This window comes from Candidatus Polarisedimenticolia bacterium (assembly GCA_035764505.1).
Lineage (GTDB): Bacteria > Acidobacteriota > Polarisedimenticolia > Gp22-AA2 > AA152 > AA152.
Window position 1 is genome coordinate 37,641 of sequence record DASTZC010000174.1, and the last position, 15,796, is coordinate 53,436.

Sequence of the window (15,796 nt, forward strand, 5' to 3'; positions counted from 1 at the left end):
ACGCCGCAAGCCGGGATGGGCCTAGCGCGCGGCGTCCGCGGCAGGGGAGCGATTGCTCACCACCACCACTCCACCGCTGCGCGACAGCAGGAAGAGAGGCGGGAAAGGGCGGCGGGTGCGCATCTGCTCGAAGAGATCGCGCTCCATCAGGCAGAAGGCACGCTGCGGCAGCGCCAGAATCCGCTGCAGCGCTTCCTCGCCGCTGACGCGCTCCGGGATGCGGTCGAGGTAGTAGGCGAACCCGGGGGGAAAGCGCCGGTACACGACGACCCGGTCTCCCGGGCCGATCATCGGCTTGACGGCATAGGCCGCCGGCCGGCTGCTCCTCCAGGGCTCGAGCGTCGGAAAGCCGTAGGCCAGCAGCGTGAAATCCAGGATGGCGCAGCCGCCGGCAAGGAGCAGGAACGCGAGCCGGGGGCGTCGCAGCAGCAGGGAGCTCAAGGTGAACAGCGAGCCGAGCAGCCCGGCGAAGCAGATCGGCAGCAGGGCCGCCTTGAAGGAGAAAGGAATCGCCCCGAAGTTGTCGCGCGAGGTCGAGAAGAAGACCATGCCTCCCATCAGAATCACCAGGAGGAGCAGCGCTCCCATGCCTTTCAAGCGCCGCTCCCCCGCGCCCTGCTCCAGCCAGCTCGAGATCGGCTCGGCCGCCAGGATGGCCGCCGCCGGCAGGGCCGGGAGAATCGAGGAGGAGAAGCGGCCCGCCGCCAGCGTGAACAAGGCCAGCATCGCCAGCAGCCAGATCGCCGGCACGACTCGCAGCCGGGCATCCGGAAGGCCCTGTGGGAACCGGGCCGCCGACCGCGCCAGGGCGCCCGGCAGGAAGAGGGACCAGGGAAGAAAGCCGACCAGCAGCATCGAGCCGAAGGCGAACGGCGAAGCCGGCGCGGCGCCGGCGCCGTAGCGCGCCGCATCCAGCACCCTCCCCGGAGCCAGCCAGCGCGAGGCCAGGGACGGATCCCGGGCGGCGACCGTCACGTACCAGGGCAGCACCACCGCCAGGAAGGTCGCGCAGGAGAGCAGCGGGCGCAGTGACGTGACCCGGCCGCGCGCGACCAGGAGGACGCAGGGCACCGCGACGGCGGCGACCAGCACGAAACCGGCGGTACCCAAAAACAGGACCGAGACTCCGAGCAGCGCCGCTCCCGCCGGCCCCCAGGCCCCGCGTGCGGGTCGCCGCAGCGCCTCGAGCAGGCAAACGATCCCAGCCGTGAAGCAGAGGGTGAAAGGGACGTCGGGATCGGCCGAGCGGCCGATGAGAACGAACTGCAGGGATGAAGCGAGGATTACCGCGGCGGTCCAGCCGCCCAGCCGACCCGCTCCGAGGCGCAGGGCGAGCCTCCAGACGACGGCGAGCAAGGCCAGCGCCGCCAGCACCGAGGGGATGCGCGCCGCCATCTCGCTCTCGCCGAACAGCGCGAAGGAGCCGGCGACCACCCAGCACATGACCGGGGGACGCTCCGCCGCGGGCTCGCCGTAGAGGGTGGGGACGAGCCAGTCGCCGCGCTCGCGCATCTCGCGCGCCGACTGCGCGAGCGACGACTCACCCGGATCGCTGAGTCCCTGTCTCCCCAGCAGCGGGACGAGCAGCGCCCCCGCCAGGCCGAAGAGCAGAAGGAGCGGGGCCCATCGCTCGGACCGGCGTCGGCCCGGCGATCCGGATGCTGCGCCGGCGCTAGAAGGAGCGGCCAATGTAGAAGGAAGTCTGCAAAGAGCTGTCGAAGGTGGGGTCCTTCTGCCATTCGTACTCGTTGGCGATCAGCGGACTTCCTCCGGTATCGATAGGGATCAAGGCGCTGTTCTCGAAACGCTTCGCCCAGACCCAGGTCAGCTCGAAAGGCCCAAGGTACCAGGCGAATCCCAGCCCCCAGGCGGCCCGGCAGTCGCCCAGCCGGTCGTTCTTCTCGTCCCAGCAGTTGAACTCACGCGGGATGGCTGTGACCGTCCCGTCTGGTCTCTCGAGCAGCAGGTCGACGCCCTGGTAGTTGACGTCGCGGCCGGTGTTGGGATCGAAGTAGCGCGGCCCCTGGAACCAGCCGGCGCCGACGTCCAGGAAGATGAAGCCGCGCAGCGCGTGAATCCCTCCGAACGGAAAGCGCAGCTCGTCCACCAGGGGAAAGCGCAGCTCCAGGTTCGAATAGGCGATGCGGTTGCCGAAGAACTCCCGGAATTCATAGCCGCGCAGCGTGTTGTAGCCGCCGAAGGAATAGATGGTGCTGCCGTCCTGGCCCAAGAAGCCGGTGCTGTTGCTGATGGCGGTCGCGAAGCGCCAGGCGAACAGCGAGCGGCTCGTGAGCTTGCCGTAAGCGCGGTAGTCGACGTAGTACTCCGCGAACGGGCTGCCGTCCCCCACCACGAAAGGTGCGTAGGCGATGGTGAAGCCGAAGCGCTTGCCGTGGTACGGACCGAAATCCTTGTAGCGGGTGGTGTCGCCGGAGAAGGTGGTGGTCAGGAACGCCAGGTTGTCCTTGAAAGTCTCGAAGCTGACCGTCTGGACCGTGATCCCGTTGATGTCTTCGAGCTCGCTCACCGGCCGGGACAGCGACCTCTGATAGGCACCGATCGACGCCTCGATCCGATAGTAGACCGACAAGGGGTAGGAAACCTGTGTCGAGATTCCGGTGGTGCGGGTGGCCTGTTGGCGCTGCACGCCGCCGCTGGAGGTTCCCAGCAGGTAGTAGTCGCGGAAATCCATCGCCCGGTAGCCGTACTGCCAGCGGTGCTTCAAATTCCAGTATTGCAGGTCGATGTTCGAGTAGGTGGACACCGACTGGAAGTTCATGAAGACGCGGTGATCGCCCAGCAGGTCCGAGAGCACCAGCTGCGCATTGGTGAGGATGGTGCCGTCATTGGCGACCCCGATCAGCACGCTCGGGCTGCTCTCGACGTGCCATTTGAGCTTGTCGTAGCGCCCCTTCTCCTTCTCGTCCAGCGTCAGCTTCAGGGGGGGCTCGAAAGGCTCGATTTCGGGCGGCTCCTGCGTCTGCTCGCTGGGCTTGATGACCGCCACCGGCTCGTTGAGCTCCATGCGGTAAAGGTGAAAGCGTCCCTTGTCGTATCCGGTGAAGGCCAGCGTCGCCTTTCCGTCCTGCGAGTCGATCTCCAGGGGGTTGAAGCCGCTGCCGATCAGATCGGTGTACTGGCGGATCTCGCCGTCCACCAGGCTGAGCGAATAGAGGTTGTAGATCTGGTGTCCCGCCAGATCGGAGGAGTAGTAGAGCGTCTTGCCGTCCTTGGAGAAAGAGGGCTGGATGTCGGAGGATTCGCCGAAGGTCAGCTGCGTGAGCTTGCCCGGATCCGATGCGTCGACCATGAAAATCTTCACGTAGCGGTCGATGCGCCGGTTGAAGACGATCGTCTTGCCGTCGGGCGACCAGGCGGGGTTGGCGTCGTAGTATTCGTCGTCGGTGACCTTCGACACCTTCTTGGTGTCGAAGTCGTAGCGGAAGATGTCCACCACCCCCGCGACGTTGCCCGAGAAGATGACCGATTTCCCGTCGGGCGAGAAAGCCGGGGATTCCTCCACTTCGACGCCCGGGATGACCACCTCCTGCAGGAGCTTTCCCTTCAGCGCGTCGTAGACGAACAGGTTCCGCTCGTCCTCGCGCCGCGCGAAGAAGGCGATCCGGTCCCCCTCGGGCGACCAGGTGAGGTCGTTCTTTCCGTCGAAGGCGCCGGTCACGATGTACTGGTACTTGTTGGTGAACCCCTTGGTGATGTTGCGCAGGTTCGTCCCGTCCTTGGTCGAGAAGACCACCACGTCCAGATCCTCGTAGCGCGTGGTGAGGGAGGCCACCAGGTCGCCGCTCGGGGACAGGGTGGGGGAGAAGGTGTAGATCCCCTCGTTCTTGAAGCCGATCTCGTGGCCGTAGTCCTCGGGCTCCTTCTTGTCCAGGTAGAGCGGCAGGTACTTGTGCTCCAGGTAGCGCCGAAACTGCCGGTCGAACTCGTCCGGTTCCACCCCGAACGCCTCGCGGATCGGCTTGTCCAGGTTATTGCTCAACAGGACCTTGCGGTACTCCCACAGGAAGTTGCGGATGCCCTCGAGGCCGTACTTCTCGCCGATGTAGTCGAAGGCCGCCTGGCCGAAGCGGTAGGTCAGGAAGTTCACCACGTTGACGCGGTGGATGGGCGGGATGATGTTGTGCACCACCGCGTCGCGGATCACCATCTCGTTGAGCGGGCTGCTGGCGTTGGCCAGATGCTCCGCCAGCCCTTCCATCAGCCAGGGAGGCGTATTGGATCGCAGCGCGCGGCCGATCGACCCCTCGTAGAAGATGGAGAACTCGAAGATGTGCACCAGCTCGTGGGTGATCAGCTCGTACAGCAGGTCGGGGGGCCGGTCCACCGGCAGCACCATGCGGTTCTCGAAGGGCTCGGCGAAGGCCGCCACGTACTCGGGGATGAAGTCGAGCTGCACGTTGGTCTGCTCGAACTCCCCATGGGTCTTGTAGAAGATGAGCGGAATGCGGATCTTGACCTCATGATCCAGGTCCTGCGACAGCTTGACGTAGGCGCTTTCGGCGAAGGAGACCACCTGCTCGAGGCGGCCTTCTTCCTCCGGATAGTAGTAGACGTCGAAATGCGGGGACTTGTAGATGTGCCAGTCGAAGTTGTCGTAGTTGATCTTGTTCTTGCCGAAGGGAAATGCTGCGCCCGGGACCAGGGCCAGGAGGAGGCCCACCAGGGAGCGAGCGGCAAGGCGCCGGGGGCTCAGCGGCACGGGAGCGATCCCTTCAGTCGGTGAACAACGTTCGGGTCTCGACTTTCTGCTTGGTCGCGATGATGCCGAACATGTCCGATTCGATGTGCTCGAACATCGTGAACAGGACCGTCAGCGGATCGTTCCCCTTGCCGTCCACCGTGGTGTCCTCGGAGAACTCGTCGTCGTACAGGAGCACACCGTCGCGGCCCCTCAGGAAATAGACGTGGAACACCACCTGGAATCCTTCGCGGTCGGCGAAGCGGGTACGACGAATCCTCTGGCCGGTCACCGGGCTGATGATGTCCTCGGTGACGAAGCTGGAGCGGTCGGTGATCTCGTACTTGAGGCTGCCGGTCAGGACCATGTCGGCGCCATACTTCGCCGCCAGATCCTTCCAGAACTCAGGGTTGCGCGCCAGCTCGTCGAGCGGCTGCTCGGGCAGCGGCGGTGCCTCCACGTCGAGGACGTGCAGCCGGGTCCGCTTGCGCAGCTCCCGACGCAACAACCCGACCGTCTCCTTGTTCATATCCACCTTGGGGTTGTCGTTGAGCAGGACGGCGCGCGTAACCAGGATCGAATCGATGCCGGTCATGTCGACCCGCTCGGGGACCGGAAGGCTCACCTGGACCTGCACCGTGCCGGCCGTCAGCGCCCCGAAGGGAAGACCCAGCAGGAGAACGCACGCCAGGAGCTCAGCGGGGCGGCGGCGCATCGTCTTCGAGAGGAGGCTCTTCCTCCTCCCCGGGGGGGGGATTCACCGCCGCGCCTGCGCCGGGATCCCCGGCCCGCTCCTTGCGGGCGAGGACCTGCTTGAAGTAATTGGTGAAGAGATCGAAGTTCTGCTTGATGTCACGGTTCGAGGGATCGGCCTCCAGCGCCCGGCGGTATGTGGCGTCCGCCTTCTCGAAATCTCCGGCGGTCTCGTAGGCCACCGCCAGGTTGTTCAGCAGGCGCGGGTTGTCGGGCTGCAGCTTGACGGCTTTCTCCCAGCGGAACAGCGCCTCCTTCCACAGCCCTTTCTTCGCGGCCTTGACGCCGAAGTCCATCTGCTCATGCACCGATTCGCCCGACGGCGCCGCCGCTAGGGTGGTCAAGGCGGCCATCAGAATCAGAAGAGGAAGGCGCGGCATCCGCAGAGGAGTCATGAGGCGGAAAGGGGTTCCCAGATTCGGTTTCCGCTGCAAGCAGGTCGAGGATGGGTCGCAGCAACGCGGCAACTATAGCCCACGGGGTCAGGCATTTCAACGCGGCTCCGGCGCGCCGTCAGCGGATAGCGGGAGGGATCGTGTCGTCTTCGGGAGGAGAAACGTCTTCCAGCTCAGCCGGAGCCGGCGGCGGCGCCGGCGGCTTTGCCGGGCGGGCGGCGGGGAGCGGCGCGGGAGTCTCTTCCGGTGGCGGCGGTATCGGCCCGGCCAGGTAGCCGGGACGGGAGCGCACGATCGCCCCCGGGACCCGGACATGGATCGAGACGCTGCGCCAGCCCCCTTCGGAGATCGGTCGGGTCGGGTAGTAGCTCAGCGTGTACTGGTGCTCGAGGCTCTGTGAAATGCGCGCGAAGATCCCCGGCAGCGCCGCGGGATCGGAGGAGTCGAACGACTCGCCGCCGGTCTCCTCCGCGATTCGGCGCAGCACTTCCTTGTCCGCCCTGGGGCCGAAGGCGACGGTGTAGAAGGTGACGCCCGATTCCCGGGCGGCACGCAAGGCCTCCGACAGCCGATCGCGCGCCTTGACCGGATCGGCAATCTGCGTCTCCCCGCCATCCGAAAAGACGACCGCCACGCGGCGATCCGGACGCGAGGCGAGCTGCTCGCCGGCGGTCCCCAGTGCATCGTACAGGGCCGTGTTGCCCGCCGGCTTCATCGAGCTGACGGCGAAGGCCAGGGAGCGCCGGTCGAAGGTGAACTCCTTGGCCACGCGGGCGGCATCGGAGAAGCCGATCAGGCAGACCTTGTCGTAAGGCGGGAGAGTGGCGACGAACTCGTTGGCGGCCTTCTGGGCGCTCCAGAAGGAGCCTTGCATGCTGTCGCTGCTGTCCAGGGCCACCACCACCGAGGCGGGAGTCGGGTCGCGGTCGAAGTGCACCAGCGTCTGCTCCACCTCTTCCTCATCCAGGGTGAAATCGCTCAGATCCAGCCGGCTGACGAACCTGCCGTCCGCACCGATCACGGCCACCGGCATGGTCACGAGCGAGACCTCGACCCTCGAGTCGACGTGGGCCGGCCGGGAGATGCGCGACAGCCGGGCGGCCCGTCCCGCGCCGGTCTGCGCGATTACCACCAGCGAATGGCTCACGATCTCCTCGCCGAAGTCGGCCTGGATGCGGTAAGGCGGCTCGGCCAGCGTCTTCATGAGGCCGCCATCCACGAAGAAATCGATCGTCTTGATCCGGTCGCCGGAAGGAAGCTGCACCTGAACGGCGATTTCCTGCCGGCCGAACCAGAAGGATCCGCGCGGCGCTTCAAGCGTCAAGGCCAGGGCGCCATCCTCCGAGCGGGCCGACACGACGTCCTCCGCTTCGCTTGGAGTCGTGCCGGCGGGCGCCGACAGGCTGGCGGAGCGTGCCGTCTTCTCCATGAAGAGGAAGGCGAGGGTCGACAGGAGGCTCACGGCGATGACAATGAGGAAATAGCGCTGGCGGTTGGGCATCGAGGATCCACCGAAAGGCACGGGTCTGGGGCGAATATAGGTTCGGACCCGGCAGCACGGCAAGGCTGGAAAACCGGCGTTGATCGCTTCTCGGCCCCTCTGCTAGGGTGTCACCGCCATGTTCAATGAAGCCCGCGCCATCCAGGCCGGGGGGGCCGTCGACGCGGATCTGGTCGCCCCTCCCTCGAAGAGTGTCACGCAGCGCCTGCTGATCCTTGGGGCTCTCGCCTCCGGCGTCTCCCGCATCGTGCAGCCGCTGGATGCCGATGACACGCGCGTGATGGCGGAGGCCCTGCGGGCGGTCGGGATCGGGATCGGGCAGGGCGCACGGGCCTGGGAAATCCGCGGCGGGGGAGGCCGTCTCCCGAGCCCCGGCGCCTCGGTCGACGCGGGCAGCGCCGGCACGGCGGCCCGGTTCCTGACGGCGTTGCTCTGCCTCGGGCGGGGCCGCTACCTCCTCGATGGATCGCCGCGCATGCGCGAGCGTCCGATCCAGCCCCTGGTCGACGCCCTGCGGGAGCTGGGCGCACGCATCCGCTACCTGGGGACGCGCGGATCTCCTCCTCTGGAGATCCTGGCGGAGGGGCTCCGAGGCGGCCGCGTCAGCATCCGCGCCGGGATGAGCAGCCAGTATCTTTCAGCTCTTCTGTTGGTCGCGCCGCGGGCCGCCGGAGCGCTGCGCATTGCACCGGAGGGGGAAATCGCCTCGGCACCCTACCTGCGTCTCACCGCCCAGGTGATGGTCCGCTTCGGAATCGAGCTGCAGGAGCCGGCGCCTCTGAGCTTTTCGGTCGAGCCGCAGGACTTCGCAGGCCGCGAGCTGCGCGTCGAAGGCGATTACTCGAGCGCCGGCTACTTCTTCGCGGCGGCGGCGATTACCGGCGGGCAGGTCCGGGTGAGCAACCTCCAACCCGATTCCGCCCAGGCGGATCGGGGCATTCTCGAGGTGCTGGAGAAGATGGGCTGCAAGGTGATCGCGCAGGGCGAAGGAGTTGCGCTGTCGGGCGGGGAGCTGGAGGCGGCCGATTGCAATCTCTCGGGAATGCCGGATGCCGCGCCGACGCTCGCCGTTACCGCGCTGTTCGCCCGCGGCCGAAGCCGCTTCACCGGGTTGTCCACGCTCCGCGTGAAGGAGACCGATCGGGTCGCCGCGCTGGCGCGCGAGCTCGCGCGCCTGGGCGCCGAGATCCGGGAAGGCCCCGATTTCCTCGAGATCCAGCCGCGTCCCCTGCAGGGGGCGTCGATCGAGACCTACGAAGACCACCGCATGGCGATGAGCTTCGCCCTCGCCGGCTTACGCATCCCGGGGGTGATCATTCGCGACCCCGGCTGCGTGTCGAAGAGCTTTCCGGAGTTCTGGGAGGCTTTCGCGAAGCTGGAGAGCGCGTGATGAGGGCGGCCACGGGTCGTCCCGTCCGCTAGGGCCGCGCGGCACGGACGTAGAGATCGAGGGGCCGGTAGGCTGCATCGAGATCGATCGCCTTATCCTCGGCGGCGGGGCCGTGCTTAACCTGGGTGGAGAAAGAACCCAGGAGAGTCTTCCCCATCGGGTCCGCCAGCGGGGGAGCCGGCTGCCTTCCCGTTCCTTTGCGGTCTCCTTCACTGAGAACTCCCTTCGGGGGCGCCTCAGTCCGGGCCGCGTCGGCCGCCTTGCGAAAGTAGGAGGCGGCCCGTGTCCTGTCACCCGATCTCCACGCCAGGTATCCAGCCAGGAACGGCGCATCGACGCACTTCGGGTTGGTGCGCGTGGCGGAGAGCAGCCAGCGATTCGCCTCCTCCAGCCGGCCCTGCATGATGAGCACCTCTCCGAGTCGGAGCATGGGGCCGGTCTCCTCCGCATTGATCCCATGGGCGCGGCTCAGGTGCTCCTCGGCCCGGGCGAGATCGCGCGGGGCCCTGGGATCGGGCGAGGCCAGCAGTGCGCCGAGCGCGAGATGTCCGCGGGCGCTTTGCGGGTTGACCTCGACCAGCTTCTCCCAGGCGGCGTTCGCCGCATTGAAGTCCCCGGTCTCGAGCAGGCTCTGTCCAAGGTAGTAGAGGCAGTCCTCGTGATGGGGGTCCAGCTCCAGCGCCTGGCGATAGAGCGACGCGGCCGAGGCGAAGTCCCGCTTCGTGCGCATCCCGGTCGCGTCCCGGTACAGGCTCCAGAAGCGCAGCACCTTCTGCGAATCGGCGGTCTTGCCGTTCTCCGCGGGCCGCGCGGGAGGGGTGTCGGGCGCCTCGGATGACACCGTGAGAACAGCGAGAGGAGCAATCTCGCCTCCTTCCCTCACGAGGAGGACGGACCGGGCCGGCACATCGTGGAACGACTGAGTCTTGCCGTCCGGCCAGCGAATCTCCAGATTATCGATCCGCTCCGCCGATCCGAGGCCGAACCAGACCTCTCCGGGAGGCGACTGACTGAGATAGGAGGAGCTGCCTCCCAGCTCGCGCAGCTGGGTCCGCCCTGAAGCTGTCAGGCGCACGCGGGCGCCGTTGGCGAAGGTGCTGGTGGCCAGCCCGCGGACCGCGCCGCGGCGGCCCTGCGGCCCGCGCAGGAGCAGCCGCAGCCAGCTCTGGCGATTGCCTCCCTCGTTGCGCAGCAGGCGCACATCGCCTCCGTGGACGACCACCGCGATGTCCTGATCGCCGTCGCCGTCGAAGTCGGCTATGGCGGCGCCGCGACCGACGTTCTCGACGCCGAAGGCGGGCCCGCTCGCCGCGCCGACCTCGAAGAAGCCGCGCGAGCCGCCCCCGTTCCAGAACAGCTGGTTCTTCATCGGGACCAGATGGGAGGGATCGGACTCGCTCTGGAAGGTGCTGCCGTTGGCCGCGAAGAGATCCAGCCGGCCGTCATTGTCGTAGTCCAGAAAATCGGTGCCCCAGCCGATGAAATCCAGCGAGATCTGCCCCAGCCCCATCTGGTCGGCATCGTCCACGAAGTGGAGCGGCTCGCCGGCCGTCGCGGCAATGACGCCGCGCTGGTTGACGTACAGGGCGTTCTCCTGCGCCAGCCAATGCGTGATGAAGAGATCGAGATCCTGGTCGTTGTCCCAGTCCCCCACCGCCAGTCCCATGGCGCCGCGGTAGTCGGCGACCCAGGCGGGGTGGCTGATGTCCTCGAACCGGCCGTTCCCGAGGTTGTGGAACAGGGCGTTGTCGGAGATGTCGTTGGCGACGTAGAGATCGGGGAGCCCGTCGGCATCGAAATCGGCCCAGCTCGCCGACAGGGATCGGCCGGTCGGATTGTCGACTCCGGAGGCCTTGCCCACTTCCCGGAAGACGCCGCCTTCGTTGCGATACAGCAGATTCCTCTCCGGGGGATAGCTGGAAGGGTTGAGGGTGTAGGGGACCTCGGTGTCGTATTGCCGCGTGACGTGGGCGCCGCCCTCCGCCTCGCCGGCATAGCGCACGTAACCGCAGATGTAGAGATCGAGATCGCCGTCCCGGTCGTAGTCGGACCAGGAAACTCCGGTCCAGAACCCTGGCGGCCCGGCGAGTCCGGTCTCGCCCGCCACCTCGCGGAACGTCCCGTCTCCCTGGTTGCGGAACAGCAGGTTGGTCCCGTAGCGCGTGACCGCCAGGTCGAGATCGCCGTCGCCATCGTAATCGCCCCAGGCCGCTCCCATTCCCAGCCCAGGCACGGCGATTCCCGCGCGGTCGGTGACGTCGGTGAAGCGGCCGCCCCCATCATTGCGGAACAGCTGCGTCCTCGCACCGGACGAGGCGGCTTCCTGCTCTCCGGCGGTGAGAGGGCCGGTCTCGTTCACCAGGAGCAGGTCGGGATCGGAGTCGCCGTCGTAATCACCCCAGGCCGCGCCGGATCCCATGTCCTCCGGCAGCTGGGTCGAGCGCACCCCCTGGAAGTGGCGGAAGCGGATCCCGGCTGCCTGCGCGGCGTCGACGAACGCGATGCGCGGGACCTCGGCGGGCAGGTCGCGCCGGAGCGACCGGGTGATCTCGTCGCTGCGCTCAGCTTCCTCCCCGGGCACGTAGGCTTCCGATCCTCTGCCGAGCAGGAGCAGGGCCGCGAAAACGACGGCGACGAAGACCGACCCCACGATGAGCAGGAATCGCGACTTCCGGCGCCAGGAGGTTGTCGACGCCGCCCTCATGGAGCCGATCCGAGCGGCGGCCCGGCCTTGGGGGCCGCCGCCTCTCCCACCCTCACCGGAGTCGAGCCGGCGGGGCGGCCAGCCGGCAGGACGCGGATCACGCCCTCGGCGCTCGCCAGGGAGGTGATCGGCGCCGTCAGGCCGGCGTTCTCCCCGAACATGAAGTTGAGCAGGTACTGGTCGATCTTCCGGTACAACAGACGGGCGGAGACGTGCAGCGATCGGCCATCCCCCGGGACCTTGAAGGAATAGGCGTCCTCGGAAGCCGTCTTGCCGCCGCCGGAGGCCCCGGGGCAGCGGAAGGAGAATTCGGCGACATCCGAGAAGCCCGGGAAGAGCGATCGGCGGAAGCGCACGCCGACCATCTCCCAGAGGTTGTGCCGATCGATCAGGTTGCCGTACTGATCCACGGGCTCCGCCTTGAAGATGAACGAGCCGGGCTGGATGAAGCGCTTCTCATTCACCCCGCCGGTGGCATAGACGGGGCGGCCCGCGTCGTCCGTGACGTTCAGCTCGATCCAGGACTGGATGATGTCGAGCGGCCCGGTCGGGAAGTCGTGTCCGACCTTGTTGGAGGTGACCACCGCACGCAGGCTCACGAGAGAGCCCGCCGCGGCGCTCTCCGGCAGATCCAGCTCCAGGGCCACCGCGGGCCCCTTCCTCCACTTGTCGGCGATTTCCGGAACCTCGATCTGGCCCCTCAGCCATTGCTCGGTGAGCGCCACCTGCTCGGCCGCACCGGGCAGCTTCAGCACGGTCGGCATGAACTGGTTGGCTCCCAGGAAGCGGTGGCTGCGCACCCGTCCGTCCGAGGCGGAGCGGTTGTAGTCGCTCCCGTCTCCGGCCGCGGGGTCCCGGGAAGGGACGAGCGGCATGTGACACTCGCGGCACTCGATCGTCTTGCGGGGGTCGCCGGGATGGTTCCAGCGGCTCTTGCGCCAGTTGTCGTACTGGTTCTGCAGCTGCACCCAGCCGACATTGTTCACCTCCTGGTCGATGAACTGCTTGTGGCAGGCGGCGCAGTACTCCGGCGTCTTGAACACTCTCTTGGAGAGGTCCTCGACATGACGGCGGGGATAGGCGCGGATCAGGAAGTCGCGCGCCGCGCGCGCCGTCGTGCCGTCCCGCAGCTCGAAGAGATAACGGGTCGGCTGCGCGACGATGTAGTTGGCGTTGCCCGCGACGTCGGTCTTGCGGACCGAGTGGCATGCGAGACAGGAGACCCCTTCCTGGTATCCCGACAGGCCGGTGAGCTTGGGAGTGAACAGGTTCTTGGTTCCCGAGAACAGAGAGATCGGATCGTGGCACCCGCCGCAGTAGCGCGTCGATTCGGCGCCGTTCTGGCGCGCCATCTCCTCCTGGATTCTCTGGAAGCCGGCGTCCATCGCGGCCCAGCGGTGGGCGCTCACCCGCCACTGGGCGGTGATCTCCTCGTGGCAGCCCGCGGTTCCGCACGATTCCGATCCGGAGAGGGAGCGGGCATCGTAGGCGCCGCCCGAGGCGGTACGGGCCAGGCTCGGCGCGAACGGCCGGTCCTTGCCGAGGGAATAGGAATAGTCAGCCGGGAACCGGTTGTTCCACGATTCCCCCGGGTAGCTGGCCCAGAGGGCCGCGACGAGGGCCGTGCAGCCGAGAGCGACCGCCGTCGTGCGTACCAGAGTAAGGCGCTGCGAGGCGCCCAGGGCCGACCCTGGAAGCGACCGGTCCCGGAAGAGGATCACGAGGACGTGCGGCAGGACGAAGGCCACCAGGGCGAAGGTCGACAGGATGTGGATCTGATCCCACAGGTACGAAATCCTGGGGCCCAGCAGAGCCTCCCAGGTCAGCACCAGTCCCGAGATCAGGACGACCACCGTCGCCAGGCTCCCCAGGTAACCCATGAGCTTGATCGCGTTGAGAGGGCGGTTCCAGTGGACTTTCAGATGGCGCACCTGATACGCGAGCGCGGGGACGAGGAACACCATCCCGACCAGGGTGTGCACGATCACGATCCACTGGTTCGGGACGGAGAACGGCAGGAGGTAGATGGACAGCCCGGTCAGCGTCTCGAACGCCAGCCATCCGAGGGTCCATCCCAGGAGCTTCTTCGACCATTCACGCTGCCGCGCGGCGAGTCCCGGTCGTGCCGCCGCCGCAGGGCGTACCGAATCGTTGCCGATCACGTTGCCCTCCGCGATGCGGCCCGCGCATCGCCGTGGGCGCGGGACGTTGGATGGAAAGATGGCTCGAATATCCGAGCAATGCGCAGGGGCGACAATGACCCGAATGGGGGAGTTTCCTCCCCTATTTGGGGGAGGGTGGGGCGGTTCTCACCGGCGGGAGGTCATGCCGTGCGATAGGGCATAGGCCACCGCTTGAGAGCGGTTGCGGGCTCCGAGCTTGGCATAGAGGCGCTTGAGGTGGGAGGCGACGGTGTTGGGAGCCACCTTGAGCCGCCGCGCGATGGCGGTGTTGGTCATGCCGCCGGCGAGGAGCTCGAGGACCTCGCGCTCGCGCCGGGTGAGCAGGAGAGAGGGATCGGGGCCGGGAGCGCCGGCTATGTCGACGAGCCGGCGCGCCACCTCCACGGGCAGGTCGACCTGGATGCGCTTCTCACGCGTGATGTCCCGGAGCAGCAGAGCGCGTCCGATGAGCCCGCCGGCATGCGAATAGCAGCAGGCGATGGTCGCCCGCGTGAGGCTCCCGGCCGACAGGACGATCTCGGTGGAAGCCGACTCCCGTCGTCGCGAGGCGGAATTCCAGAAGCGGGCCACCGACGCCGCGGCCACTGTCGAGCGAAACGGCTTGCCTACGGCGGTGGCATCGATCCGGAGCAGCTCCTGGGCCCGGCGGTTGATGTGGAAGATCCGGCCTTCGGGATCCACCAGCACCAGACCATCTTCCAGTCCCTGGATGGCGCCGAACAGCAGGCACTCACCGCAACGGCTTCCCAGATCCAGCTGCATTCCCCCGGCTCCCTGATGCGCCAAATCCGCCATCGGCGGCGGACGGAGGGCACGGTAGCACGTGGCGCGACAACGCAGCAAGGGCGCCGGAGACGCAAAAAAAGGGCGGGGACGAATCCCCGCCCTTGAACGCTCGATGCTAGCCGGTTACCAGCGGAGCCGGACCTGCGTCAGCAGGCGGATGCCGGTGTCGCCATCGGAAGGCGCGAGCAGCGCGTCGACCTCATCGCCGGGCATGAAGTAGGCCGCCCCGACCATGATCTGGGTGTTGGGGTTGTACTGCAGCTTCCACCAGCCGTCGACCTCCTGGCCGAGCTGGTCCTCGCCCGTGACGTCGTCCTCCTCGGTCATCGCCTGGTTGAAGTAATCGACGCCCCAGGTCTGCGTGTCGTTAATCGAGGCGCTGAAGCCGACTCCGAAGACCGTCAGATTGGAGAATACGAAGCGGTCGGTGAAGCCGTAGCGGTAGTGAGAATCCTGGAACAGGGGATCAAAGGTCTGCGCGTCGGTGTCGGTCGGGTCGTCGTCGCCCGAGGCCATGTCGTACCAGCCGCGGACTCGGAAGTTGTGGTCCCCGCCGAACTGGAAGCCGAGCATCCCTTCGAAGCCCATGGCCTTGATGTCGCCGGTGTCGCCGAGGCCCGGCCCGATGTTGTACTCGCCGGTCTGCAGCGCCGCCTCGGCGTTGAAGAAGAAGCCGCTCTTGCCGCCCTCGACGTCGCGATCGACGCGGCCGCCATAGGTCCAGAAGTCGCGCCGAATCTCATCCGCCGAATTGTTTCCGGCCTGGTAATAGAGAGCGTAGGCTGCCCATCCAATCCCGTTGTCATATCGATCCCAATTGAGGTAAGCACCGTAGAAATTGACGCTGTCGTGATTGGGAACGACTGGCGGAAACGTTCCGTCGATAACAGCGTCGGGACGCTGCAGGGGACGGGTCCAGAAGATGTCCAAGCTGAAGTGCTCGGCATTCCAGCTGCCCATCAGGGCGTCGTGCGAGATGCCGTCGTAGAAGTCGTTATCGCCCAGGAGGAACTCGGTGCCCCGCACGATCTCCTGCCGCCCGATCTTCACGTCCCACTTGCTCCCGCCGATCTCCGAGAGGTTTATGTACGCCTGGTACAGCTCGATGTCGTTGCTGAACTGCTGACCGGTGTTGGTCTCAGCGTTGATGTTGGCAGGAAACGGGGTGATGGGCACGAACGGCGAGTCCTGATTCTCGCCTCCGACGGGACCGAACGTGAAGTCCTTGATCGGGGGGACGTCGCCCCAGAAGCCGAAGCCCTGCATCTCGATGTAGCCGATCACGCCCTTGCCGAAATGCCCCTCGGCCGCGATCCGCGCCCGGTAAGGGAAAAAGAGGAACGAATCGCTGGTGTCGTCGGTGCCATCGACCAGGTTGTCGTTGT

10 protein-coding genes are annotated in these 15,796 nt (G+C 66.9%); 1 reads left to right on the top strand and 9 read right to left on the bottom strand.

Going from position 1 to position 15,796, the window contains the following annotated elements; genetic code table 11:
* Positions 1-21: 21 nt before the first annotated feature.
* The 5 genes from VFW45_11595 to VFW45_11615 all read right to left on the bottom strand — a co-directional run bounded on the left by VFW45_11595 (position 22) and on the right by VFW45_11615 (position 7,348).
* A complete protein-coding gene (locus VFW45_11595; GenBank protein ID HEU5181429.1) occupies positions 22-1,689 on the bottom strand; it encodes a glycosyltransferase family 39 protein in 1,668 nt (555 codons plus the stop codon).
* Complete coding sequence (locus VFW45_11600) at positions 1,673-4,720, bottom strand: hypothetical protein (protein ID HEU5181430.1); 3,048 nt, start codon at positions 4,718-4,720, stop codon at positions 1,673-1,675. Before VFW45_11600 ends, VFW45_11595 begins: the two co-directional genes overlap by 17 nt.
* A 13-nt stretch (positions 4,721-4,733) precedes the next feature.
* Positions 4,734-5,414 carry a hypothetical protein gene (locus VFW45_11605; protein ID HEU5181431.1) on the bottom strand — a complete coding sequence of 227 codons (681 nt, stop codon included), beginning with the start codon at positions 5,412-5,414 and terminating at the stop codon, positions 4,734-4,736.
* A complete protein-coding gene (locus tag VFW45_11610; protein ID HEU5181432.1) occupies positions 5,395-5,847 on the bottom strand; it encodes a tetratricopeptide repeat protein in 453 nt (150 codons plus the stop codon). The genes VFW45_11605 and VFW45_11610 overlap by 20 nt, the downstream gene beginning before the upstream one ends.
* Before the next feature lie 118 nt (positions 5,848-5,965).
* Positions 5,966-7,348, bottom strand: a complete 1,383-nt coding sequence (locus VFW45_11615; GenBank protein HEU5181433.1) for a VWA domain-containing protein — start codon at positions 7,346-7,348, stop codon at positions 5,966-5,968.
* Positions 7,349-7,466: 118 nt separating this feature from the next.
* Here VFW45_11615 and aroA point away from each other — a divergent pair, with 118 nt between their 5' ends.
* Positions 7,467-8,738, top strand: coding sequence for a 3-phosphoshikimate 1-carboxyvinyltransferase (gene aroA, locus VFW45_11620; GenBank protein HEU5181434.1), 1,272 nt, complete (start codon positions 7,467-7,469; stop codon positions 8,736-8,738).
* 28 nt (positions 8,739-8,766) lie between these two features.
* Here the strand turns inward: aroA and VFW45_11625 are convergent, their stop codons facing one another.
* The 4 genes from VFW45_11625 to VFW45_11640 all read right to left on the bottom strand — a co-directional run.
* On the bottom strand, positions 8,767-11,442 hold the full coding sequence (locus tag VFW45_11625) for an FG-GAP-like repeat-containing protein (protein HEU5181435.1): 2,676 nt from the start codon (positions 11,440-11,442) through the stop codon (positions 8,767-8,769).
* Positions 11,439-13,604 (bottom strand): multiheme c-type cytochrome, encoded by a 2,166-nt coding sequence (locus VFW45_11630; protein HEU5181436.1) that lies wholly within the window; start codon positions 13,602-13,604, stop codon positions 11,439-11,441. Before VFW45_11630 ends, VFW45_11625 begins: the two co-directional genes overlap by 4 nt.
* Before the next feature lie 147 nt (positions 13,605-13,751).
* Positions 13,752-14,387, bottom strand: coding sequence for a LuxR C-terminal-related transcriptional regulator (locus tag VFW45_11635; GenBank protein HEU5181437.1), 636 nt, complete (start codon positions 14,385-14,387; stop codon positions 13,752-13,754).
* 147 nt (positions 14,388-14,534) lie between these two features.
* The coding region (locus VFW45_11640; protein ID HEU5181438.1) for an alginate export family protein at positions 14,535-15,796 on the bottom strand (1,262 nt) is incomplete at its 5' end.